This window comes from Gilvimarinus sp. DA14 (genome assembly GCF_024204685.1).
In the GTDB taxonomy this organism is placed as follows: Bacteria; Pseudomonadota; Gammaproteobacteria; order Pseudomonadales; family Cellvibrionaceae; genus Gilvimarinus.
Genome location: NZ_CP100350.1, coordinates 262,074 through 286,715, shown reverse-complemented (window position 1 = coordinate 286,715; position 24,642 = coordinate 262,074). Strand labels below are relative to the sequence as shown.

Below are 24,642 nucleotides of genomic sequence, written 5' to 3'. Positions count from 1 at the left end.
TGAATCAGTCGCCCACACGCATCACTTTCATGGTGTTGGTGCCGCCCAGTTGGTTGCTGTCGCCAGCGGTGAGAATCACCAGATCGCCGTCTTTTAACACGCCACGATCTTTGAGAATATCGATCGCACGGCTGTAGTCTTTTTTGCTTGGCACTTCGTCGGTGTCAAACGGCACTGGCTGAACACCACGGTACAAAGCTACACGGCGCTGAGTCTCAATATAGCGAGAGAAAGCAAAAATTGGCAGCTGCGAACCTACGCGAGACATGAGTCGCGGTGTGGTACCGGACTCGGTGAGCGCGATAATCGCTTTCACACCATCCAAATGGTTGGCAGTGTACATAGTCGCCAGCGCGATCGATTGATCGATTGAGCCGAACTCTTCGTCAACGCGGTAAGTTTCGCGGCACGCCTGTGGATGCTTTTCCGCACCCACGATAACGCGCGCCATCGCCTGTACGGTCTCTACCGGAAAGTTACCCGCCGCGGTTTCTGCCGACAACATTACCGCATCGGTACCATCCAATACGGCGTTTGCCACATCGAAAACCTCAGCGCGAGTCGGCAGAGGCGAGTTAATCATCGACTCCATCATTTGCGTCGCGGTAATAACGGTGCGGTTTTGCGCACGGGCGCGAGTGATAATGCGCTTTTGCACACCGATCAGCTCTTCATCGCCGATCTCTACACCCAGGTCGCCACGGGCGACCATCACCGCGTCGCTGGCTTCGATGATCGAGTCCAGAGTCTCATCATCGGCCACCGCTTCAGCGCGTTCAATTTTAGATACCAAGCCCGCGGTACCACCCGCTTCATGCAGCAGTTTACGCGCTTGGTTCATATCATCGGCGCTGCGCGGGAAAGATACGGCCAGGTAATCCACGCCGATTTCAGCAGCGGTTTTAATATCAGCCAGATCTTTCTCGGTCAAAGCTGGCGCAGACAGGCCACCGCCCTGACGGTTAATGCCTTTGTTGTTAGACAACGGGCCGGCAACGCTGGTGGTACAAAATACTTCGGTGCCTTCAATCTTATCCACATCCAGCACCACACGACCGTCGTCCAGCAACAGTTTGTCGCCAGGCTTACAATCTTGCGGCAGCTCTTTGTAGTCGATACCCACGCGCTCCTGGTTACCCGCATCGCGTTCGAGCGAGGCATCCAGAATAAACTTGTCACCAATGTTTAACTTGATCGGGCCATCGGCAAAACGCGCGATACGGATTTTGGGGCCCTGCAAGTCACCCAGCACTGCGACAAAGCGGTCGTGCTTGGCCGCCAGGCGGCGAACCGCCTCGGCGCGGTTTTTGTGATCTTCCGGCGAGCCGTGGGAAAAGTTCAAGCGCACGACATTAACGCCGGCGAGAATGAGCTTTTCCAGAACTTCTTCAGACTCGGATGCCGGGCCCAGCGTACTGACGATTTTGGTACGGCGTAACATAGCTCTCTCTCTTTTCTTACTTGGCGTTCATCAGTGCGATGGTGTTGTCCAGCATACGATTGGAGAAGCCCCACTCGTTGTCATACCAGGACATAATTTTTACCCAGCGGCCGCCCATTACTTTGGTTTGCTTAGAGTCAAAGTTTGAAGACGCGGGATGGTGGTTAAAGTCGATAGATACCAGAGGCTCATCGTTGTAAACCAACACACCAGGCATTTCCTTTTCGGCCGCTTCTTTCATCGCCGCGTTAACCTGCTCAACGGTAACGTCTTCTTTAACCAGCACGTTCAAATCAACCAGAGATACGTTGATGGTCGGCACACGAACAGACATACCGTCCAGCTTGCCGTTCAGCTCGGGCAGCACCAGGCCAACGGCGCGGGCGGCACCGGTAGAGGTCGGAATCATAGACTGAGTGGCAGAACGTGCGCGATAAATATCTTTGTGGAATACATCGCTCAGGTGCTGATCATTAGTGTAGGCGTGAATGGTGGTCATAGAGCCCTGCTCAATACCAAACTTGTCATTCAGAACTTTCGCTACAGGGGCCAGGCAGTTAGTAGTGCAAGATGCGTTTGAAATGATTTCATCAGACGCTTTCAGCACGTCGTTGTTTACGCCGTAAACTACGGTGGCATCTACATCGGTGCCCGGAGCAGAAATAATAACTTTCTTAGCGCCCGCTTCTAAATGAGACTTGGCTTTGTCACGACTGGTGAAAATACCGGTGCACTCGTAAACCACGTCAACGCCCAGTTTGCCCCAGGGCAAATCGGCGGGGTTGCGCTCAGCGGTAATTTGGATTTCGTCGCCGTTAACGATCATTTTGTCGCCACTAACGGATACTTCGCCGGGGAAACGGCCGTGCACTGAATCGTACTTGGTCAGGTGGGCATTCAGCTCAGCATCACCCAAATCATTTACCGCAACAACCTGAATGCGATCGCGGTAGCCAGACTCATACAGTGCACGCAGCACATTGCGGCCAATACGTCCGTAACCGTTAATAGCTACTTTAATGGTCATGTGTTTCTCTCCTGTCAATTGACGTTGCCGGGCTTACCGGCAATTGCTAACTCACTCGTAAATAAAAAAGTCTCGATTAACGCTCGAGACTGGCCGCCTGGCGGGCGAGGGTTTCAATTTCGTCCCACTTTTTCTCCGCGATCAGGTTTTTTGGTGCCATCCAAGTGCCACCCACACATGCAACGTTGGGCAGCGCCAGGTAAGTCGGCGCCTTTTCTAAATTAATACCGCCAGTGGGGCAGAAGGTAATCTGTGGCAGAGGTCCGCCGATAGACTTCACCATGGGTACACCGCCTGCCGCTTCTGCGGGGAAGAACTTCATGTGAGTAAAGCCCTGGGTGTACAAGTTCATCGCCTCTGAAGGCGTGGCAATGCCCGGCAACAGCGGTACAGGACATTTTTTGGCCGCTTCAATCAGTGCGGGCGTAGTGCCAGGGCTCACCATAAACTTGGCTCCAGCGTCTACCGAGGCTTGCAGGTCTTCGGGAGTAACCACTGTGCCTGAGCCAATTACAGCGTCTTCCGGCAGCTCACTCACCATGGCTTTAATAGCATCCAGTGCCACGGGGGTACGCAGGGTAATCTCGAGCACTTTCAAGCCGCCGTTGTACAGCGCGCGCGCCAGAGGTACCGCGTCTTCCAGGTTTTCAATAACCATCACCGGCACGACCGGTGCAACCTTTACTATCTCATCAATGGATAAACCCACGTATCTGTCCTCACATTCAAATGTTTGTTGCTCTTAGGGAGCCCAATAAACGGTTACCGCTACGTCCTGCTGGTTGAGCACTGCACGCACGGGCATGGCAGCCACATCATCGCCTTCAAGGGCCTCGCGATAGGTGGCGAGTTTTTCCTCGCCAGAAATCAGCAGCAGCACATGGCGCGAATTGACAATGCCATTTAGCGACAAGGTCATACGCTCGGTGCAATCGCCGGTCACCTCACTTTTAATAGCGGTAATAGCACTACAGAGGTTTTTTGTTTCTAACGCCTCGGCAAGCCCCTGGGCGTGCGGAAACAAAGAGGCGGTATGGCCATCCGGCCCCATGCCCAGCACCGTAACGTCAAACGGTGATGGCAAAGTGTGATAAGCCGCTTCACACTGCGCCAGCCCGGCAGCTGCAGTATCACTGGTATTTTTCATACCAATCAGCTTGGCGTTGGCGGCGTTATTTTGCAGCAAAGTTTTTACAATAAAGGCTTCGTTGCTTTTATCGTGATCAAAATCAACCCAGCGCTCGTCCACCAGGGCGACCTTTATTTGATTCCAATCCAAGTCGGCTTCGGATAAACGCTTATAGATGGGCGCCGGAGAACTGCCGCCAGACACCAAAAAGCTGGCACCATCACCTTTTTCAATGGCTTCTTTTAATGCGCCGATAGTGTGATCAAATACCGCATCGATCATTTCTTCACGCGAGTCAAAAAAGCGCTCTGTGACAGCCATTAGCATTCTCCTAAAATGTTATCGCCTGCATTAAACCAAGCGCTGCCATCGGTGCGCAGCAAGTCTTCGGATTCTTTCGGCCCCCAACTGCCCGACGCATAGGGCTTAGGTTTGTTTTCAGGGCGTTGCCAGGCTTCGATAATGGGGTCGATCCAGTTCCAGGCCGCGTCTACCTCATTGCGGTGAATAAACAGCGCCGGGTTATTGGCCGCAGCGTCCAACATCAACCGCTTGTAAGCGTCCGAGTAGAATTTTTCATAGCGATCGGTCAGCCCCAAATCCATCACGCCCGGCACCAGTTCGGCATCGTGTTTTTCCAGATTGTTGGAGGTAACGATCATCTGCACACGCTCGTCCGGCTGCAACTGGATGACCAAACGGTTGGGGATCATGGCCCCTGCAGAATCGGGATAGATATGATGGGTCGGGGTTTTGTACTGAATGATAATTTCTGCGCAGCGCTGCTTTAAACGCTTGCCGGTACGCAGGTAAAAAGGCACGTTAGACCAGCGCCAGTTATCAATGTGCGCGCGAATCGCAACAAAGGTTTCGGTGTTACTGTCTTTGCCCAGCTCGTCCAAATAACCTTGCACCTGCTTGCCGCCCATTTCACCGGCCACATACTGACCGCGCACGGTATTTTTAGCCACATCGTCACCCACCAAGGGGCGTAAGGCGTCCAACACCTTCAATTTTTCGGTGCGAATGCTGTCAGCGTTTAACTTGCTCGGCGGCTCCATGGCGACCAAGCACAACAGCTGCATCAAATGGTTCTGCACCATATCTCGCAGAGCGCCGGCATCGTCGTAAAAACCGGCACGACTTTCCAAACCTACAGTCTCGGAAATACTGATTTCCACGTGGTCAATAGATTTGGAATCCCACAGGTGTTCGAAAATACAGTTAGTAAACCGCAGCGCCAGCAGGTTTTGAACGGTTTCTTTACCCAGGTAGTGATCGATACGGAAAATCGCGTTTTCTTCGAAGTACTGGGCGATATCGGCGTTAATGGAATCGGCCGACTTGGCGTCGTAACCCAGCGGCTTTTCTACCACCACGCGCGAGGTGGGGGTAATCATTCCGGCATCGTGAATGTTTTTGCAGCACTCGGAAAATACCGCTGGCGGCGTTGCCATGTAAAAAACGCGCTCTTCGTTACCCTCTTCGAGGGTTTTTGCCAGCGAATGCCAGTGCTCGTCCAGCTCGGTGATATTGATATAAACACCGTGAACACATTCTTCAAACTCTTTCCAGGTGTCATTATCGATTTCGTCATCGCGCAGGTAGCTGTAGGCGGCTTCACGCACCATTTCGCGATAGCCTTCGGCCTGCTCGTGGCGACGCACGGTACCGAAAATCCGCGAGCCCTTCGGCATCTGGCCCTCGCGGTACGCGCGGTACCAAGCCGGAATCAATTTGCGCAGAGCCAGATCACCCGCGCCCCCAAAAATGACAAAATCAAAAGGCTTTTGCATTAATAAATCCCACTCGTTCTAAATTTTTTACGCCTGTATCCGTTTCACTCTTACCAGCGAAAAACGGTGGCGCCCTCTTCGGCCGAACCCACGGTTTGGCGCAGCGGTGCAAACAGCTCGCGGCCCATGCCTTCATGGCTCGGTGAGAGATCGCACTCGGCGTGTTCGCGAGCCTGCAACTCGGCGTCATCAACGTGCAGTTGCAGCACGCCGTTTTCGGCATCCACTTCGACAATATCGCCGTCGCGCACCAGACCGATTGGCCCTTTATCCAGAGCTTCTGGGGTCAGGTGGATCGCGGCCGGAATCTTACCCGACGCCCCGGACATACGGCCGTCAGTCACCAGTGCCACTTTGTAGCCACGATCTTGCAGCACACCCAAAGGCGGCGTTAACTTGTGCAGCTCGGGCATACCGCAAGCTTTGGGGCCTTGAAAGCGGACCACGGCAATAAAGTCTTTATCCAGCTCACCCGCTTTAAAAGCCTGCTGCAGAGCCTCTTGGGTGTGAAACACAATAGCGGGCGCTTTGACATGACGGTGCTCGGGCTTGACCGCCGATACTTTGATTACACAGCGACCCAGGTTGCCGGTAAGCAGCTTCATGCCACCGGTGGGGCTAAACGCCGCTTTCGGCGGGCGCAGCACACCATCGTCCAAACTGTCTTTCGGCGCATCGCGCCAAACCAGCTTGTCGTCTTCCAGGAAAGGCTCTTTGGTGTAGGGCTCTAAACCGCCCTCGCCCATCACTGTTTTGACATCGTTGTGCAAAATTCCGGCATCGCGCAGCTCGCGCATCAAATAGCCCATGCCGCCCACCGCCTGAAAGCGGTTAATATCCGCGAGGCCATTGGGGTAGATACGGCACATCAACGGCACCGCATCGGACAGTTCTGACAGATCGCGCCAGTCAACCACCACACCGGCCGCACGTGCCATAGCCATTAAGTGAATCGCGTGGTTAGTAGAACCGCCGGTAGCCAGCAGCCCCACCATGCCGTTAACCACAGCTTTTTCATCCACAATCTCGGCCATGGGAGTGTAGTTGCCGTGGGTAGTAATCTTGGCCAACTGCTGCACGGCCGCTTCGGTCAGCGCGTCACGCAGTGGCGTACCCGGGTTTACAAACGAGCTGCCGGGCAGGTGCAGCCCCATAATCTCCATCAGCATCTGGTTCGAATTTGCGGTGCCGTAAAAGGTACAGGTACCGGCGCTGTGGTAGGAGGCACTTTCGGCTTCCAGCAGTTCTTTGCGGCCCACTTTGCCCTCGGCAAACAACTGACGCACGCGCACTTTCTCGGCATTTGGTAAGCCGGGCGTCATGGGACCTGCGGGAATGAATATAATTGGCAGCTGGCCAAAAGACAGCGCACCGATGGTTAGCCCAGGAACAATTTTATCGCAGATCCCAAGGCACATAGCGCCGTCGAACATATCGTGCGACAGGGCAATGGCCGTCGCCATGGCAATCACATCGCGCGAAAACAGCGACAAATCCATGCCGTCACGACCCTGAGTTACGCCGTCGCACATGGCCGGTACACCACCGGCAAACTGCGCCGTCATACCCACACCGTGGGCGGCTTTTTTAATTAAATCTGGGTAACTGTGATAGGGCTCGTGGGCCGACAGCATTTCATTGTAGGCCGAGACAATCCCCAGGTTGGGGGCGTCGCCTTCAGCCAGTGCCTGTTTGTCTGAAGAGCCACAGGCGGCAAAGCCGTGCGCCAGATTACCGCAGGACAAACGCTTGCGGGCCGGGCCATTGGAGCGTCCGCGCTCAATCTTGGCCAGATAGGCCTCGCGCGTTGCACGGCTTTTTTCGATTATTCGGTCGGTAATTGCAGCAATTTTGCTATCGGTCATTTCGTTACCACTGATCCAGTATGCTCAGAAATACAAGCGGCGCGCCGGGTTAATCCCCAATCTAGGCCGTTTGTGTGGCTATAGTGTGTCACTCTCTCCTCAAACCCACGCTAATTTGCGCGGTGGCCATGGGGCTTTTCGCTCTAATATGGCCGGGCGTTTATAACGCCTTGGACTTGCTTTTTAATCTCGTTTAAGGCCGTCAAATCAGCGGCGCAAAAACAATAAAACGACACCCCGGCACTAGGGCTGTGCCGCGGTATCGCTTTGCGGGGCACTAACGGCCCCTTTGTGTGCCCTGTGTCAGGGTCTGGCGGGCCTTACGGCCGCGCATTTTTGTAATATTCTATCAGATTGCGGGTCGAGGCATCATGCTTTGCATCGATCTCGGCATCGGCGGCCAACTCCGCCTGAATACCATTGGCCAGAACTTTACCCAGCTCTACGCCCCACTGATCGAAGGAGTGAACCTCCCAAATAATGCCCTGAACGAAGATCTTGTGCTCGTACAGTGCAATCAATGAACCCAGCGAACGAGCGCTTACCTTCTGCATCAAAATGGTATTGGTGGGGCGGTTACCCTCGTGCACTTTATGTGGCACAACCTCTTCAATGCGCTCGGGCGACATGCCTTTGGCGGTCAGCTCTTCGCGCACCTGCTCGGCGGTAATACCGCGCATCATCGCTTCAGACTGAGCAAAGAAGTTGGCCATCAGCGCGTCGTGGTGGCCTTTAACGGCAAGAGACGGCTCTACCGAGCCGATAAAGTCCGCTGGTACCACTTGAGTCCCCTGGTGCAGACACTGATAGAAAGCGTGCTGGCCATTAATACCAACTTCACCCCAAATCAGTGGCACACTGGAATAGTCGATGCGCTCACCGGCCCAGTTAACGCTCTTGCCGTTACTTTCCATTTCGGCCTGCTGCATATAAGCCGGCAAACGGTGCAGACACTGATCATACGGCAACAGCGCATGTGCCTTACGGCCCAGGAAGTTGTTGTTCCACACACCCATCAGCGCCAGCATAACCGGTGCGTTTTTCGCCAAAGGCGCGGTGCGAAAGTGCTGGTCCATTTCAAAGGCGCCTTCGAGTAGCTCTTCGAAAATTTCAAAGCCCAAGTTCAGAGCGATGGGCAAGCCGATCGCAGACCACAGCGAGAAGCGGCCGCCGACCCAGTCCCACATATCGAAGATATTTTCTTCGGCGACCCCAAACTCGGTGGCTTTTTCGCGGTTTGAGGACACAGCAATAAAATGGCGATTGATAAAGCTCTTGTCTTTAGCTTTATCCAGGAACCAGGACTCCGCCGAGCGCGCGTTGGTCATGGTTTCCAGTGTAGTAAAGGTTTTCGAGGCGACCACAAACAAGGTGGTTTCGGGATCGAGATCGCGCAGGGTATCGGCAATCTGGAAGCCATCTACGTTTGACACATAGTGCACGTTCAAGCGCCCATCGCCGTAGGCGGACAGCGCTTCTGTGACCATTAATGGGCCCAGATTGGAGCCACCAATGCCGATGCTGACGATGTCGGTCATTTCCTTGCCGGTATAACCACGCCAGTCGCCACTGCGCACCTGCGCCACCAGCGACTTCATGCGCTCAAGCTCGTGCTTTACTTGCGAGCGAACATCTTCGCCATCAATTTCCAGAGCCTCACCCGACTGATCACGCAGCGCGACATGCAACACAGCGCGGTCTTCGGTGCGGTTGATTTTTTCACCGGCAAACATTTTGTCGCGGAAGGATTCTACTTCGCAGGCTTCTGCCAGATCGAGCAGCTTGGTGCGGGTTTCTTCGGTGATGAGGTTTTTGGAGTAGTCGAGCAGTATATTGGGGGCTTGGAGGGAAAATTTGGCAAATCGAAGATCGTCTTCGTCAAAAAGGTCACTCATGTGACGTTTGCTCATTTCGCTCGCATGAGCCTGAAGTGCTTGCCAGGTAGTCAATTCGGTACGGCTGGGCATGAGTTACTCCGCATCCTCTATTACAGTCATGTTTAGGTGGACTCCCACACTGCCACGCCCTTAAGATTGACGCTCCAAGTTGGTGCGCCAGACGTGTTTACCTATTGGTGTATTAAGTGCCAGCGCAAAGAAGCGCCAACGAAGGTGCAGTGCGGTGCAAAAAGGCGGCTATCATAGGCATCTAGGGCCTTTGTGTCAATCTGACTCGCCCTCTTCGCTCCTTTCTTAAGCGCTACAGGTCATTGAAATTACAGTAAAACTTAGACGTACCCAGCCTCTTCCTAAGACACCACAAAGCCATTAAGCTAGCGCTATGACTCAGACAGCCCCCCCACCGATCGGTATTCTTGAAGGCTTTTTCGGCCGCAGCTGGAGCTGGGAGCAGCGCCAGCGCTTGGCGAGTTTTATGCGCCGCGAAGGGTTTGATTTTTACCTCTACGCGCCGAAATCCGACCGTCATCTGCGCAGCCGGTGGCGCGAGCACTGGCCGGCCGACGACTGGCTGGCCCTGCAGCAGTTGCGCGCCACTTATCGCACCGCGGGCATCAGCTTTGGCCTGGGGCTCAGTCCGCTGGATTTGTGCAGTGCCAGCGGCGAGGCTGACACAGACGCCCTGGATAGAAAAATAAAACGAATCAACGAGCTAGATCCGAACTGGCTGGGCCTGTTTTTCGACGATATGCGCGGTGATATACCCGGCCTTGCCAAGCGCCAGGCCGAACTTGCGCACCGCGCAGCACAACGCAGCACTGCCGGCACGATATTGCTGTGCCCCACTTATTATTCCGATGACCCTGTGCTCGATAAAGTCTTCGGCGCTCGCCCCAAAGGCTATCTGACACAACTCGGGCGCGAGCTCGACCCGAGCATAGAGATATTCTGGACCGGCCCTAAAGTATGCTCAGAGACTTATCCACTCGCGCACCTCGAAGCAACCGCCCATCAGCTAGGGCGTAAACCTTTTCTTTGGGATAACTATCCGGTCAATGATGGCGCGATAAAATCCAAACATTTATATCTGCAACCACCAGAGGCCAGCCGCTTTCACAACCGTGACGCTATCGCCGGCATTGCCGCCAACCCAATGAATCAGTTTGCTCTGTCTTTACCGGCGCTATGCGCACTTGCACAGGGAGTGACGCAGGGCGGCCCCACCACCTTAGAATCCGCTCTGCAGCATACCCTCCCCCACCCACTTGCGGTCGTTTTAGCGCAAGATGCGGATTTTTTCGCGCAACAAGGACTGAACAATTTGGGCGATAGCGAACGGCTGCGCCTGCTGAAAAGATATGAACCTCTCAGCGAACACGAAGCTGCGCGCGAAATCATCGCCTGGCTCAGGGGCGAGTATACCTTTGACCCGGCCTGCCTCACCGAATAACACTGCTCGCGCCAAGTAACCTATGAGCACATTCACTATTTAAAAGAATGTTAAGAACCATAGCTGTCACACCGGTCGTGGTAGCATAACTGACTAATCGCCGGAAACACGGCGAAAACTCACTGCAAGGAGAGACTATGAAAACCCGAACCCTCGGCAACACAGACTTTAAAATCAGCGAAGTCGGTCTCGGCTGCTGGCAGCTGGGCGGCGATTTCGGCCCTATTGAGCGCAGTAACGTCGACGCCATATTTAATGCCGCCCAAGAAGCCAAGATTAATTTTTACGATACCGCCGATGTCTACGGCGCCGGACAAAGTGAAACCTATGTAGGCGAACACACCCAGGGCCTGGCAAACAAACCTTATATTGCCACCAAGTACGGGCGCGGCGCCGGCACCTACCCCGACGGCTACTCACTGACCGATTTGCGCGACAGCCTTAAGCGCGCCCAGGACCGACTGCAAACCGATTGTATCGACTTAATTCAGCTGCACTGTATTCCCACCGAAGTGATGCAGCGCGGTGAAATTTTCGACTGGCTGCGCACCGTGCAACAGGAAAAACACATTCAGTACTTTGGTGCCAGTGTAGAAACTGTTGAAGAAGGCCTGATTTGCGCGCAACACGACGACCTGAGCTCACTGCAGGTTATTTTTAATATCTTCCGTCAGAAACTGGTAGAAGAACTGCTGCCAATTGCCGATGAAAAAGATATTGGCATTATTGCACGCCTGCCTCTGGCCAGTGGCCTGCTGAGCGGTAAATTTAAACCCGATACTCAATTTGATAAAACTGATCATCGCAACTTCAACAAAGACGGTGAAGCGTTTAATGTGGGAGAAACCTTCGCTGGCATTCCCTTTGTAAAAGGCGTTGAACTGGCCGAGCGAGTGAAAGAGCTAACCCCAGAGGGCTACACCACCGCGCAAATGGCCATGCGCTGGATTCTCGACCACCCTGCCGTTACCACCATTATTCCCGGCGCCAGCCGCGCCGAACAAGTGCTGGAAAACGCTAAAGTCAGTGAACTGCCTTCGCTGCCGCAATCGCTGCACGAAGAGCTCAAGGCGTTTTACCAAAACGAAGTTGCGGCGCATATTCGCGGGGTTTATTAGTATGAATAAACGTCAGACGTCTGAGGTCGGACGTCTGACGCTGATAAATGTGGGGAACGGCTGACGGGATACGGTGCACGAATAAAATTCCGTTTCACGCAGAACGCTATCGTGTCGGATGTCGGATGGGAATAGAAATGGAGAACGGTTGACGGTGAGCGGGAAATAAAAGAAAAGGTTGACGGGTTCAGGTCGGCGAATAAAAACCCGCTCACCTTTTTACTTAGGTTCCGCGTCAGACATCAGACCTCCGACGCCCCACCCCTCACTCTCCCACATAGGTTGATCCTCTGTGGGAGCACCTTCAATAGAGTCGGCTTGAGCATTCAGCCTTTTTGACGGGCAACAGCGTCTAGTCCTCACCTGCTGGCCGACCGATGGTGGCGAGAATGCCGCCGTCGACATACACGACCTGGCCGGTTACGAAATTACTGGCGTTACTGGCAAGAAAAATGGCTGCGCCCTGCAAATCGTCGGGGTCACCCCACTTGCTGGCGGGTGTACGGTTGATAATAAAATCATTCATCGGGTGACCGTCCACCCGAATGGGTTCGGTCTGGCTGGTGGCAAAATAGCCGGGGCCGATACCGTTGACCTGAACATTGTGTTTGGCCCACTCGGTGGCCATATTGCGGGTCAGCATTTTCAGTCCGCCTTTGGCAGCGGCGTATGCTCCTACCGAGTTGCGCCCCAGCTCGCTCATCATTGAGCAAATATTAATAATCTTGCCGGCGCGACGCTCAACCATTTTTCGCGCTACCGGGCGGGTCATGGTAAACACACCGGTTAAGTCGGTTTTGATAACTTCTTCAAAATCGGCCACCGGCATATCCAAGAGTGGAACTCTTTTTATAATGCCGGCGTTATTCACCAGGATATCGACAGGCCCTACTTCTTGCTCAATTTTATCGACCGCCACTACTACTTGGTCCTCGTCGGTCACATCAAAACGATAACCATAGGCTTCGACCCCTGCGGCTTGATAGGTTTCTACCGCGCGATCAATTTTCTCCTGAGACGAGCGACCGTTAATAACAATTTTTGCGCCCGCTTTACCCAAACCCATCGCCATTGCCATACCAATACCGTGAGTCGCCCCAGTGATCAGTGCCGTCTTACCTTTAAGGGAAAATAGTTCGCTGGACATAATGCCACCTGATATTAAGTTCGCGTTTAAAATTATTTCAGGGTATGGGGTTTATGAAAGTCCATATCGGTATAGTCGAGGTTCTCACCCGCCATGCCCCAGATAAACGTGTAGTTAGCGGTGCCCACCCCCGAGTGCATGGACCAGGGCGGCGACACTACTGCCTGCTCGTTACCCACCCAGATATGACGGGTTTGCTCGGCCGGCCCCATAAAGTGACACACCGCCTGCTCATCGGGAACATTGAAATAAAAGTAGGCCTCCATGCGTCGGCTGTGAGTGTGTACTGGCATGGTGTTCCAAATACTGCCAGGCTGCAGCTCGGTCATCCCCATTTGCAGCTGACAAGTTTCAACTACTTCGTTAATTAACAACTGATTAATACGCCGCTCGTTGCAGGTTTCCGACGAACCCAGTTCCAGAACCTTGGCGTCTGACATACCCACTTTTTTATGGGGGTAAGCGTGATGCGCCGGCGCAGAGTTCATATAAAACTTAGCCGGCTGAGCCGGGTCGGCACTGGCAAACTCAACATCTTTAGCGCCCCGACCAATATAGAGCGCCTCTTTGGTATCCAACTCAAAAACCTCACCATCGACAGTAATCGAGCCTTTACCGCCCACATTAATCGCGCCCAGCTCACGGCGCTCGAGAAAGTGGCTGGCTTTTTGTTGATAGACGGGCTCAAGCGCTACCTTTTCCTTAACGGGCATAGCACCGCCGACCATCACGCGCTCGTAATGGGTGTAGACAAACAACACTTGATCGGGCGCAAACACTTTTTTGATCAAAAAGTGCTGGCGCAGCATTTCGGTATCGTAAAACTTGAAGTCGTCCCGATGAACCGCGTAGCGTTCTTCAATAATATTCATAACAAATCACCTTTTTCCGGCGAGCCAAAAAAACGACCCGCGCATGCATTCAGATTTCAACCGGAAAACAATCAGGCAATGGATATGCTTTTATCCAAGTACACATCCTGAATAGTGTGCAGCAGCTTCACACCATCGGCGAACGGGCGCTGAAACGCCTTGCGACCGGATATCAGCCCCATACCGCCGGCGCGCTTGTTAATGACCGCGGTGCGAACCGCCTCGGAAAAGTCGCCCTCACCGGTTGAGGCGCCACCGGAATTGATCAACCCAACACGACCCATATAGCAGTTGGCAACCTGATAACGCCCCAGATCAATAGGATGCTCGGTGGTTAACTCACCGTATACCTTAGGGTGCGTTTTACCCACTTTAACGGCATTAAAACCACCGTTAGTTTCCGCCGTTTTTTGCTTAATAATGTCCGCTTGAATGGTCACGCCCAAGTGATTCGCCTGGCCGGTCAAATCGGCCGCCAAGTGAAAATCTCCGTCAGCCGTTTTAAAACCATCGTTACGCAAGTAGCACCACAGAATCGTCACCATACCCAGCTCGTGAGCCTGCTGAAACGCTTCGGAAATTTCCTGCAATTGACGACGTGAACTCTCAGAGCCGAAATACACCGTCGCGCCAATACCAACGGCGCCCATATCATAGGCTTGGCGCACCTGGCCAAATAAGCGCTGATCGTAACTGGAGGGATACACCATCGCGTCGTTGTGATTGAGCTTTACAATAAAAGGAATTTTATGAGCGTAGCGCCGTGCTACCGAACCCAAACCACCCAGGGTAGACGCCACCGCATTGCAGCCACCTTCTATCGCCAGCTCGACAATATTTTGCGGGTCAAAATAGATCGGGTTGGGCGCGAAAGTGGCGCCCGCCGAGTGCTCAATACCCTGATCCACGGGCAAAATAGACATATACCCCGTACCCGACAAACGACCGACTGAAAGCAACGACTGGTAATTGCGCAGCACCGGCGCGGGGCGATCGGTCACAGAAAAAATATTGTCGACATAATCCGGGCTGGGCTGAATGATGCTGTCTTTGGGTATCGCTTTGCATTGATGCTCTAGCAGAGAATCGGCTTCTTCGCCCAGCAAACTTATAATGTCTTCTTTCATTTTCTCACCTCAATTATCTTGTCACCGCAGGGCACTTTTCCAAGTTTGCCTGCGACACTTTTGTTATCGTCAAAACATTTCTCGTTGATACACGCGGCACGTAGGAATGCCTTTAGGGACTGTTCGCACACAGGGGCGGAATCCCTCCAGACACAATGGGCTGGGCCACAGGGGCAATAGCGATATTCCCGAGCAAACGGTTCGTTACCCGAGCATCGCGATGTCACGCAGCAACAAATCACAGACTATCATTATCGATCATTTTAAATCAACTACAATCTATAAGATGTCAGGCTGGCGATGAGAAAGTGCCGAGAAGGCATCAGGCGCCGCAGAAATAGAGTTTGAGCCGCACTAGTACGGCTTGGACCGACTCAAGAAAAGCCTTATTGTGGCCCTTTAACAAGCGCTTTATTAAGGTGGCTGATTCTGCGTCTGCCAGAATCACATAAAATCTATTTAAACCATTTGTAGTCATTAAAGATCATATAATGATAGTCTTACCCCCGCAGACTGGCCTGACAAGACTCAGGGGCGACACGATAAGACACACCCCGGCGCCTTGGTCTGGCCGTTTCCGATCTATCGACAATGATAAAAAGCATTATTCACCGGCATTTAACTCGCGAGGAAATCAGCATGTGGACGGGACGAGTCAGTTTCTTTATTTCCATGGTCCTAACTCTTTTAGTCAGCCAGCCCAGTCTGGCCGATGACTTGCGCCCACCGCACATTTTTATTGCCGGCGACTCAACCGCCGCCTCTTACCAAGAAGAGGACCACCAGGGATGGGGGGCGCAGCTGCAATCTTACTTTGACGAACAGCAAGTCACCGTCAACAACCGCGCCCGCGGCGGCAGAAGCAGCCGAACCTTTATCACCGAAGGCTTATGGCAAGCGCTGATCGAAGACGTAGAATCCGGAGACTTGGTACTGATTCAGTTCGGTCATAACGATGCCGGTGAAATTAATGACGACCGGCGCGCTCGCGGCTCACTGCCTGGGTTAGGCAACGAGCAAACCGATATTGCCAATCAAGTGACCGGCAAAGATGAAACCGTCTATACCTTTGGCCACTATATTCGCCAGATGGTGGCCGACGTGCGCGCCCAAGACGCCACGCCGATTCTGCTGTCGTTAACCGCGCGCAATCGCTGGGACCAGGGGAGAATTGAACGGCGCAACGGTCAGTACGGCTACTGGATGCATCAACTGGCCTGGGAGCTGGAAACCCCGTTTATCGATGTCACCAACCTGGTGGCCGACAAACTGGAAAAGCTCGGCCCCGCAAAGGTGGCAGAACTCTACCCCAAAGATCACACCCACTTTAACGGCGCCGGTGCCGAGATTCATGCCGAGACTATTGTCTCTGCGCTCAAAGGGCTGCGCCCCTCCCTGGCGGCCGATTTATATTCCGATAAAGGTCGCGAGGTTATCGCCTACGACTGGACTTTTTTGCGTCTGCCCGTGGTAGCCACCCCCGAGAAAACCAGCATTTTTATGGTGGGTGATTCCACGGTGCGCAACGGCTGGGGCGATGGCGCCGGCGGCCAATGGGGCTGGGGCGATTTTCTGGGGGATTACCTCGAGAATGATTCCTACAACCTGGTCAATCGCGCCATTGGCGGCTTTAGCAGCCGCACCTTTGTTACCGGCGGGCACTGGCAACGGGCCTTAAATATGACCCGGCCCGGGGATTATGTGTTGATTCAATTCGGCCACAATGATTCGGCAGCGCTCAACGACGATCAGCGCGCCCGGGGCACCATTGACGGCATAAGCGAAGCGCAGGAAACCATCGACAATATGCTGACCGGTAAAACTGAGACGGTTCACACCTACGGCTGGTACCTGCGCAAGATGATCGGCGAGGCGATGGCTCAGGGAGTAACGCCTATTCTTTTTACCCCAGTGCCCCGCAAAATCTGGGATGACAGCGGCGATAAAATCGCCCGCCCCGACGACAGCTACCCCCAATGGGCGCGCCAGGTCGCGAGCATTAGCGGCGTAAAACTGATTGATCTGCACGAACTGGTAGGCCAGCGCTACGACGAGTTAGGCCCAGAAAAGGTAGAAGCATTCTTTGCCGATGAGCACACCCACACCTCACTCGAGGGGGCAAAGTTCACCGCCGAGATTGTCGCCGATAAACTGGCCGACTGGTTGCAATAGCAATAGACGCGCTAAAAAAACACACTCAGAAAAACAGAAACGTTTTACAAAGACGAACGATTAAATAGGACAAAACACTATGCTGAACTTGGGCCTGAGAGCACACGACTACGGCCAGGGCACACCCGCAGAGATCGCCGCCCGGCTCGGCCAATATGACGCGTCTTGCGTACAGCTTGCCCCCGCCAAATCCTTTCCCTTTATCGGTGAGCAACCCGGGCAACTAAGCCCGGGCTTTGCCAATCAGGTACGCGATGCGTTTGCCGCACAGGGAATTTCCATTGCGGTATTGGGCTGCTATATCAACCCCATCCACCCAGACCCGGTAGCCAAAGAACAAGGGCTAAAACGCTTTGAAGAGCACTTGCGCTTTGCGCGGGATTTTGGCTGCGCGATTGTGGGCACCGAGACTGGCTCAAAAAATGGCGATTGCACTTTTCATCCAGACAGCCGAACAAAAGAATCATTTTTAGAGTTGGTGGAGTCGGTTCGGCGCCTGGCCGACACCGCCGAAAAATACGGCACTATTGTGGGCATTGAAGGTGTGGCGCACCATCATACCGTGCACACTTACGAAAAAATGTTGGAGCTTCTGGAGCTAGTAGATTCGCCCAATGTTCAGGTGATTTACGACCCGGTTAACTTTTTCCCGCTGGACCAATGCCACCGACAGCAAGCGCTAATGGACGAGGCTTTCGATTTATTTGGCGATCGCATCGTGGCGATTCACAGCAAAGACTTTGTGATTAAAGACGGCCTGAAACACGGCGACTTGCCTTCGGGTAGCGGCGACATGGATCACCGCCACCTGATCGCAAAATTGCAAAAACTCAAACCAGGCATTCACACCATTCTGGAAAGTACTAACCCGGATAACGTGCAGGGTATTTTGCAGCATCTTCGTCAGTGCGCTGAGTAAACCAGCGCCCGGGAAAGCCCCACAGTTTAATACTGAGCGACTTCCCAGCTTGTCGCTCAGTTTCCTTCGGGTGCTTCTAGGGTAAACACCGGGCTTGGGGGAACATCAACAGAATCCGGTGAGCCAGGTGTAGCCGGATCAAAAGGCGGCACTTCATCGCGCAAATGCACCGCCAGCGCAGGCACATGCTTGCGAATACCTTCAACCACCGCACGCGCCAGCTGATCCGCACCGTACACACTGTGGTGAGTATCGTCCTTAATAGGTTTTGTCTGGCCGGGAAAGCTGTTTGCCGGAAAGTGAACAAACGCTTCTTTAGAGTCCGCCTCGCCAAGCGCGGCGTAAATCTCCAAACTCATCCGGTGTAGATCAATCACCGCGACGCCCTGCTCTTGCCCTACCTGACGTACCGCCTGGGCGAAATCGGTCAGGGTTTCTGTGGGCTTGTTATCTTTCCAACGCCGACGCTCCATGGGCGTAACCAATACGACAATACCGCCCTTAGCGCGCACCGCCGCAATGTATTCACGTAAATCCTGCTTATAAGTCGTGAACGGACCGGCGCCCTCGGTTTTATCTTTCTGATCATTGTGACCGAACTGAATAAATAGATAGTCTCCGGGTTTCATGGCCCCCAGTACTTTTTCCAACCTGTGCTCCGCTTCAAAACTAAACAGCGCCCGCCCCGATTCGGCGTGATTGGCGATGGCCACGTTCGCGTCAAAAAAGGCCGGCAGTATCTGTCCCCAACCGGCCCAGGGCTCTTTGCGCTGATCGGTAACCGTGGAATCCCCGGCAATAAACACCGTGGTTGTCTCTGGCACCGGCGTAATCTCAAGGGCTTTCACGGCGGCGGGGCTGCCGAGAAACTCGAGCGTCAAATACTTATCCCAGTGCGCAATCATCTGTGGGCCGGTCTCGCGCGCGTTAAGGCTTACGCGCCCTCCGCTTTCGAGCTGGGGGCTGCGCCTGTTTACGGTGAAACTTGCCTCGGTCTGCTCTCCTGCAGCCGTTGCAACAGAGCGTAGCAGCAAACGACGGGATTCGGCTTTTATCGTTGTTTGGGCTGCACGGTCCGCACCCAAAATAGCTTTCACCTGATAATTGCCTTCCGGCACATCCACCGCCAGCGTAAAAGGTTTATCCGAGACACAAGCGTCCCCCTCGTCGCAATCGGGAGTATTGACGCCCACCCATCCGTAGCCGCGCTCAGGTGAGTATCGTGTTTGCGAGCCAAGCGTTGTATAGCCTTCCGCTGCAGTGGAACCAAAATCAAACCGATAGACTTTCGCGTCGGACTCTAAAGCCGTGGTTTGCAAAACACGGGTTTCCGGCGGGCCATCGTAGGAAGGTTTTAACCCGCCGAAATCAATCACAAATTTATCCACCACAACCCCGGCATCCACGCCCACTAAATGCAGGGTATGCCAGCCAGGTTCAAGCGCCTGGGGAAGCTGCACAGTCGCGTGAGCGGCATTGGCTAAGACCTGCTCTTTCCACTCTTGACTGTAGGTATCAAAGCCCTCGGTTACGTTAACCGCAAGCGGCTGGTTATCATCCAACGCCAGAGCCAAACGCAACCCCTTGCCGGGCACAATCGGATGGGTTGGCAACAAGCGAACATGCGCTTGGGCCTCGCCGCCGCTTGCCACATAAAAGCGATAGCTAAGCTTCGGAGCGGCATCCGGGTTAACGGTAAGAGTCGATGGCAATAGCGTCACCGCTGAACCTGTGCGCCCCAGGCCTTCCACCGAACGCCAGCCGCCTTCGGCATTGTCCTCGCGCGCGGTGAAATGCCCGGCATTGATGGACACTACCCCTTCGAACTCAAAAAAGTCTCCCACTCGGGCATCGGAGGGTATTTGCGCGGTGGACAAGTCGCGACTGTTGATCGCAGGTTTAAGCGACTCTTTGACCGTCTTTTGTTGCGCGCCCAAAGGCGGAAGAGGCTCGGGTTGGAAACGCAGCCAATCCTTGGGAGAGACGCCACCATTGGTGAGAATATGTTGCCACTTGCCAGCGGCAAGCTCGCGGTTGTACCTACGGGTTAAGGATTCTATACGCTTTGCGGCCTGCTCAGCCGCTGCAAAGGTCGCCGGAGCGGCGGGTGCGCCACGGGCTTTTTGTCGCCTGGCAAGCTCTGCCAAAAAATAACGCTGGTTAGCGGCCGCCGCTGCACGCACCGGGTATTCCACCAGCTGATAGAACGCATCCCGTGCGGCTGGGGCAATTGAACTTGCGATCTGCGCGGTATCCGACTCCAGCTTTTGATAGGCCTGCAAGCGCTGTTCGATTTCCGCGTCGGTCAACTCGGTGGGGTGATAGTCTTGCAAAGAAAGATGCCACTGCAGGTGCTCCGGCTTGCGCGCAAACGCCAAGTGCTGATGACGTTTCCAGATGTCGGCGATAGCCTTCCCATGCTCGGCGCCAAAATCCCGCGCGGCCATATCCTGCAAAAACTGCATGGGCGCCTCGGGCGAAGTTCGATCAGCGTTCCAGGCGAGGTCGAGAAAAAACTCCGTGCTTAACTCATGGGCTTTTAAATCGCCCACATTACCCACCCAAAAAGAACGGGCGCCCTGCTCGTAGGCGCGAACCATTTCCGACCACACCAGCGACACCGATTGCGAATCAAACCAAAGCCAGGAAAGCGGCGAGCCCAAATACGACAGGTGATAATAAACCCCGAGCCCACCGGAGCGCGCTCGCTCTTGTGGTGTCGCGTAGCGACGCACATAGCCGAAATTATCATCCGGCCAGACAATGGTTACATCCTCGGGTACCTTGAGCCCCGCGTTATAATCCTTAAGCACTTCTTTGTAGGGCACAAAAATTTGTGCCGCTTGGGTAGCATCGCCATCGCCCAAATGTTCAGCGAGTAAATTGCGCTGTGCAGCAAAAAGCTCCTCCAACACAGCGATGCGCTCTTGCTGGGATTCGGGTCCGACAATACCGCTGTCGTGAATGCCACGCATGCCTAGGGTCCACAGGCTTTCGCCGGAGCGGCGCTCTTTAACCCGCTGCTCCCAGTAAGTCATCACCGTGTCGCGGTGAGTCAAAAAGTTGTATTGGTCTTTGGGTTTATCCCACTCGCCCACGTTATTGCGCAGCATGGGTTCCGCGTGGCTGGAGCCGACCACAATCGCGTAGTCATCGGCTAGCTCACTATTGCCCTCTACCTGATGAAAAGGCGTGGTACAGGGGTGCATGCCGGGCCAGATGGCATTGGCGCGCAGGCGCAACATAAGCTCGAAAACACGCGCATAGGTTTTCGGCCCCAGGGTGCCCACGTCCGGCTCAAAGGTTTTTTCGGCCCAGGCGCCCAGCCCCCAGCATTCGTCGTTAATAAAAATACCGCGATACTTTACCGCAGGCGCATCCACCGCTTCGCGCCCGAGGCTCAGATATAAATGCTCGCGCCGCTCAACCGGCACATCGGCCCACCAATACCAGGGCGAGACGCCAATACGCTGCGATAGCTCGTACACACCAAAAGCCACCCCGCGCGGGTCGGCGCCTTCAACAGCCAAGACTGTCGAGTCGGCCGAAAGCCGAAACGCCTCCCAGCGATTTTGTAAGTCGTCGGCGAGCCCCACCTGAACAAAAGGCGTATTGCGAGGCGGCGTGTTGAGAATATCCGGCCGCACGCCGGTCACACGCTCGACATCGGCAGCAAAATCGCGCACGGCAATTTGTATCACCTTGGCTGCATTCTCAGCGACGACTATGGGCGCTGCCCGATTGCCACTGACGAGTGTGAATGCCGTCGCTGAAGAATGGTCAGCAGGCGGCGCTGTAAGAGGTCGAATATCATCGGCCTGGGCCGTCAGTGCGAGCAGCAAAAACAGGAATAAAAAATATCGCATCAGTCACGCTCCGGAATATTTTCAGGCGCCTGCTCACCAATCAACGCCATAATCTGAATGGCCGTTAATCCAAATTGCGAGACGGCATTGGTAGACACCCCGCGCGCTTCGGTGACCGGAGCCAACACCGCAGGCGGAGTAATGGTTTTCGACGGATAAGGCGCGCCGTACACTTTTATGCCCGCCTTAGCCTCAAAAAACTCGTCCCAAGCCCGCTCCGCCAATGCTTTATCGTCCAGCTTCCAGGCAGAGTATGCGGTCATGCGGGAATGCGCCTGCTCCAGATTAAGATTGCGGTTATAGGGCTGGCCGATAATCTCGGCTTTCTCTTCTCGAGAGGCATTAAAAAAGCGCCCATACTGAATAAACGCCGCCTCGTATTCGGGCACATCCAGCAACTGAATCAACTCGGCATTAATCTCTACACCGCCGAACACCATTGCCAGATGGGAGCCGGACACCCCCTCACCCACTCGGTAAAAACGACTTGTGTCGGGATCGTAAGCGGTACCCGATGAAAGCAAACCCTGTTTAAATTCGCCGATGCTGCGCATCGCGCGCAAAAGCTTGTCCTTATACTCGGGCTCCCCCGTGCGTTCCCACTCGGTCAGCCAGGCGGCCGCCACCGAGTTCCAGTCGGTGCCCAGCCCCATCATCATGCTGTAGGGTTTGCCGGCAAAATCCGGTTGGGGGCGGTTGAGTTTACGCAGCGGCGGCACGTCCAGCAGTCGTCGCTCGGCCCCCAGAGTTGCGCGCATTAAATCCCCCACCCGTTCATCGGCGGTCAGATAATAATAAAAGCGACGATTAGCGGGGGTGCTAATACGCAACTGTTTGGCGCTGTCGCCCCAGTGATTAACATTGTGGCGCGAGCCCAGCCCCTCGAAACGCCCCAGGTGGTATACATCCACTTCACCGGTGTGGCGGGTCATGGCTTCGGCCATGGTAAACACATCGGCGCGACCGGTGCGCAAGAAGGAATACCAAAGCCAAATGTCCGGCGAAAGCTCGGAGTTGGCCCAGGCAAAACCGCCTACGTCATAGCGCCAGGTGTGGCGGTCGTGATCATAACTGTGCATCACGTCGCCATAATCCCAAAAGCCGTACCAGTGGTGCTCTTCGACCTGAGTCAGGTAATGATCCAGATAAAAATCCAGCTGATCTTCAATGGCGGCTTGGGCCGGGGTGGAGCGATCCGGCAAGCTCCATAGGGCCGCGCCAAAAACGCCGGCCGCTTTATAATCTTTCGGGCGGGCTACCATTTGCGGAGGCTCGGCCAGGGTACGCGCCATTTGCACGGTGGTGTCCCTATCGGGAGTAGCGGGCAGTGCCCAAAGCCGCAACTCGCTGGTGCGGGCCACGCCGGTGGCATCGGCAAAACCCGGCTCGTAATCTTCGTAGGTCACACCCATAGCATCCAGCTGTTTCTCGTGGGTATCCAGCCCCATACCGTCGTGATAAAAACGCATGTCCATAGCGCGAGATTCGGGAGACCAAAACCACAGGGTGACCTGGGCGCTATCGGTTGCCGCATTGCGAATATCCAATTGCGACGGATGGCTCTGCCAGAAATCGCGAATACCAAAGGCTACCCCACCCTCGGGGCTGCCAATATAACCCAGCCCGCTCGAACGTCCGCCGGCGGCGGAGTCTACCCAGGCCAAGCCGGGCTGGGTGCGCTTGCGAATTGAAAACGCGTCGGCGCTTAATTGAGTCAATGTGTAATCGCCAAAGGCGGGAATAACATTGATTCGGTCAGAGACACTTTTGGCCCACTGGTTAAGCGGCGGTGTCGCCCGTCCATCGATTTGTGCCCGGCGTACCGCTTCACCCGGATCGCGACGCAAACCGGTAATGCCGCGCACACCTTCGGCAAACAGCCCGTCACTCTCGCCCGAGAAACGCACATGCCGGTCGTGCAGCGGACCGTCCATAGGCACATTAAACCGGACACCCACCCCACGAATAAAATCCTGGTTCTGGTCGCCGTCGTAGATCATGCTATGCACCAGCCGCACCGAATCGTCTCCGGCGTAAAAGTACAGGCGCACCACAAACGGAATCCAGGCTCGGCCGTTCTCACCGACGTGCTTGCCTTCGAGTTTGACCACCGCCCGTAGGGGCCCGTCTTGCTCCAGGGTGACCGTGTTCAGCTGACCGTTAAACGCATTGACGGTAAGAGGCTCGCCCACTTTCGGCTCAGCCTGATTCTGCGCCAGAATAACCAAGCGGCCATTGTGTAGTGTTTCCCGACCTTGACGACTGATCGATTCAATCAGCTGTGTGCCAGATTTAGAGAGCACCGCTTGAATAGCCCCGGTGTCCACGCGAATACTGTTTTTGTCCTCGCGCACCGTTAATGCCTGCTCGGGCTGAAGGCCATTACCGGGCGCAAGGGTCAGCGAGTCGGTGTTCACTGCCAGCGGCGCTATGGCGTGACCGCTCCATTTCACAGAACCATCGGGCCAGTAGGCCAGCGGCCAACTTTGCACGGGCAAAGATCCGGACTCAGCGCTAAGCGTGAATTCGCTCTGCGCTTGAACCGCGCCTTGGGGCCAGGGCGCGCCCCAAGTGGTGCCCACGCTGGCGCGGGCGGCATCGGGTTTCAGCCAATGCAGTTTAACCGCGGGTTTAGCTTGCGCCTCGGCGCTCAAGGCTACCGCCAACAACAGGCTCGTCAACGCGGCAAAGGTTCTGCAAAATCTCATGGTTATGGCCTTCCTAAAAGTCGTGGTTATTATTTTTCAAGTCTGTCGCCTGGGCATTCAACTTGTCGGGCTAATAGTGTGTTTTATAACAGCGAGTAAAATTCACT

The 24,642-nt window shown here is 54.6% G+C and carries 16 protein-coding genes; 4 read left to right on the top strand and 12 right to left on the bottom strand.

All coding sequences use genetic code 11. The features are described 5' to 3' along the window. Positions 1-4: 4 nt before the first annotated feature. From pyk to pgi, 7 genes are all read right to left on the bottom strand, one after another. Entirely contained in the window at positions 5-1,441 is a 1,437-nt protein-coding gene (pyk, locus tag NHM04_RS01170) for a pyruvate kinase (RefSeq protein WP_254265231.1), read from the bottom strand. A gap of 16 nt (positions 1,442-1,457) precedes the next feature. Further along, positions 1,458-2,468 carry a type I glyceraldehyde-3-phosphate dehydrogenase gene (gene gap, locus NHM04_RS01165; protein WP_254265230.1) on the bottom strand — a complete coding sequence of 337 codons (1,011 nt, stop codon included), beginning with the start codon at positions 2,466-2,468 and terminating at the stop codon, positions 1,458-1,460. A gap of 76 nt (positions 2,469-2,544) precedes the next feature. After that, positions 2,545-3,177, bottom strand: a complete 633-nt coding sequence (locus NHM04_RS01160) for a bifunctional 4-hydroxy-2-oxoglutarate aldolase/2-dehydro-3-deoxy-phosphogluconate aldolase (RefSeq protein ID WP_254265229.1) — start codon at positions 3,175-3,177, stop codon at positions 2,545-2,547. Positions 3,178-3,210: 33 nt separating this feature from the next. Further along, positions 3,211-3,918: a 6-phosphogluconolactonase gene (gene pgl / locus NHM04_RS01155; RefSeq protein WP_254265228.1), complete on the bottom strand. Its 708-nt coding sequence runs from the start codon at positions 3,916-3,918 to the stop codon at positions 3,211-3,213. After that, positions 3,918-5,393: a glucose-6-phosphate dehydrogenase gene (gene zwf / locus NHM04_RS01150; RefSeq protein WP_254265227.1), complete on the bottom strand. Its 1,476-nt coding sequence runs from the start codon at positions 5,391-5,393 to the stop codon at positions 3,918-3,920. The genes pgl and zwf overlap by 1 nt, the downstream gene beginning before the upstream one ends. 50 nt (positions 5,394-5,443) lie before the next feature. Continuing rightward, positions 5,444-7,258 (bottom strand): phosphogluconate dehydratase, encoded by a 1,815-nt coding sequence (gene edd, locus NHM04_RS01145; protein WP_254265226.1) that lies wholly within the window; start codon positions 7,256-7,258, stop codon positions 5,444-5,446. 320 nt (positions 7,259-7,578) lie between these two features. Further along, a complete protein-coding gene (gene pgi, locus NHM04_RS01140) occupies positions 7,579-9,225 on the bottom strand; it encodes a glucose-6-phosphate isomerase (RefSeq protein WP_254265225.1) in 1,647 nt (548 codons plus the stop codon). A gap of 313 nt (positions 9,226-9,538) precedes the next feature. On the opposite strand from pgi, the gene NHM04_RS01135 reads away from it, so the two are divergent. Both NHM04_RS01135 and NHM04_RS01130 read left to right on the top strand, forming a co-directional pair. Beyond that, on the top strand, positions 9,539-10,606 hold the full coding sequence (locus NHM04_RS01135; RefSeq protein WP_254265224.1) for a beta-N-acetylglucosaminidase domain-containing protein: 1,068 nt from the start codon (positions 9,539-9,541) through the stop codon (positions 10,604-10,606). Between the two features lie 137 nt (positions 10,607-10,743). Then, positions 10,744-11,724 (top strand): aldo/keto reductase, encoded by a 981-nt coding sequence (locus NHM04_RS01130; RefSeq protein ID WP_254265223.1) that lies wholly within the window; start codon positions 10,744-10,746, stop codon positions 11,722-11,724. A 352-nt stretch (positions 11,725-12,076) separates the two neighbouring features. Here the strand turns inward: NHM04_RS01130 and NHM04_RS01125 are convergent, their stop codons facing one another. The 3 genes from NHM04_RS01125 to NHM04_RS01115 form a co-directional block, all read right to left on the bottom strand. Further along, the gene (locus tag NHM04_RS01125) at positions 12,077-12,871 is read right to left on the bottom strand and encodes a gluconate 5-dehydrogenase (RefSeq protein ID WP_254265222.1); all 795 of its coding nucleotides are present in this window, start codon (positions 12,869-12,871) and stop codon (positions 12,077-12,079) included. Between the two features lie 32 nt (positions 12,872-12,903). Then, complete coding sequence (gene kduI / locus NHM04_RS01120) at positions 12,904-13,743, bottom strand: 5-dehydro-4-deoxy-D-glucuronate isomerase (RefSeq protein ID WP_254265221.1); 840 nt, start codon at positions 13,741-13,743, stop codon at positions 12,904-12,906. Positions 13,744-13,814: 71 nt separating this feature from the next. Further along, positions 13,815-14,870 (bottom strand): class I fructose-bisphosphate aldolase, encoded by a 1,056-nt coding sequence (locus NHM04_RS01115; protein WP_254265220.1) that lies wholly within the window; start codon positions 14,868-14,870, stop codon positions 13,815-13,817. 591 nt (positions 14,871-15,461) lie between these two features. Between NHM04_RS01115 and NHM04_RS01110 the strand changes: the two genes are divergently transcribed. Then, on the top strand, positions 15,462-17,042 hold the full coding sequence (locus NHM04_RS01110) for a rhamnogalacturonan acetylesterase (protein WP_254265219.1): 1,581 nt from the start codon (positions 15,462-15,464) through the stop codon (positions 17,040-17,042). 79 nt (positions 17,043-17,121) lie between these two features. Beyond that, the gene (locus NHM04_RS01105) at positions 17,122-17,961 is read left to right on the top strand and encodes a sugar phosphate isomerase/epimerase (protein WP_254265218.1); all 840 of its coding nucleotides are present in this window, start codon (positions 17,122-17,124) and stop codon (positions 17,959-17,961) included. Positions 17,962-18,017: 56 nt separating this feature from the next. Here the strand turns inward: NHM04_RS01105 and NHM04_RS01100 are convergent, their stop codons facing one another. Together NHM04_RS01100 and NHM04_RS01095 are read right to left on the bottom strand one after the other, a co-directional pair. After that, complete coding sequence (locus NHM04_RS01100) at positions 18,018-21,827, bottom strand: glycosyl hydrolase 115 family protein (protein WP_254265217.1); 3,810 nt, start codon at positions 21,825-21,827, stop codon at positions 18,018-18,020. Beyond that, positions 21,827-24,535, bottom strand: a complete 2,709-nt coding sequence (locus NHM04_RS01095; protein WP_254265216.1) for a Tat pathway signal sequence domain protein — start codon at positions 24,533-24,535, stop codon at positions 21,827-21,829. Before NHM04_RS01095 ends, NHM04_RS01100 begins: the two co-directional genes overlap by 1 nt. Positions 24,536-24,642: the final 107 nt, after the last annotated feature.

Coding starts and splice junctions, on each gene's coding strand:
- pyk (WP_254265231.1), bottom strand. CDS start 1,441: ATGTTACGCCGTACCAAAATCGTCAGTACGCTGGGCCCGGCATCCGAG.
- gap (WP_254265230.1), bottom strand. CDS start 2,468: ATGACCATTAAAGTAGCTATTAACGGTTACGGACGTATTGGCCGCAAT.
- pgl (WP_254265228.1), bottom strand. CDS start 3,918: ATGGCTGTCACAGAGCGCTTTTTTGACTCGCGTGAAGAAATGATCGAT.
- zwf (WP_254265227.1), bottom strand. CDS start 5,393: ATGCAAAAGCCTTTTGATTTTGTCATTTTTGGGGGCGCGGGTGATCTG.
- edd (WP_254265226.1), bottom strand. CDS start 7,258: ATGACCGATAGCAAAATTGCTGCAATTACCGACCGAATAATCGAAAAA.
- pgi (WP_254265225.1), bottom strand. CDS start 9,225: ATGCCCAGCCGTACCGAATTGACTACCTGGCAAGCACTTCAGGCTCAT.
- NHM04_RS01135 (WP_254265224.1), top strand. CDS start 9,539: ATGACTCAGACAGCCCCCCCACCGATCGGTATTCTTGAAGGCTTTTTC.
- NHM04_RS01130 (WP_254265223.1), top strand. CDS start 10,744: ATGAAAACCCGAACCCTCGGCAACACAGACTTTAAAATCAGCGAAGTC.
- NHM04_RS01125 (WP_254265222.1), bottom strand. CDS start 12,871: ATGTCCAGCGAACTATTTTCCCTTAAAGGTAAGACGGCACTGATCACT.
- kduI (WP_254265221.1), bottom strand. CDS start 13,743: ATGAATATTATTGAAGAACGCTACGCGGTTCATCGGGACGACTTCAAG.
- NHM04_RS01115 (WP_254265220.1), bottom strand. CDS start 14,870: ATGAAAGAAGACATTATAAGTTTGCTGGGCGAAGAAGCCGATTCTCTG.
- NHM04_RS01110 (WP_254265219.1), top strand. CDS start 15,462: ATGATAAAAAGCATTATTCACCGGCATTTAACTCGCGAGGAAATCAGC.
- NHM04_RS01105 (WP_254265218.1), top strand. CDS start 17,122: ATGCTGAACTTGGGCCTGAGAGCACACGACTACGGCCAGGGCACACCC.
- NHM04_RS01100 (WP_254265217.1), bottom strand. CDS start 21,827: ATGCGATATTTTTTATTCCTGTTTTTGCTGCTCGCACTGACGGCCCAG.
- NHM04_RS01095 (WP_254265216.1), bottom strand. CDS start 24,535: ATGAGATTTTGCAGAACCTTTGCCGCGTTGACGAGCCTGTTGTTGGCG.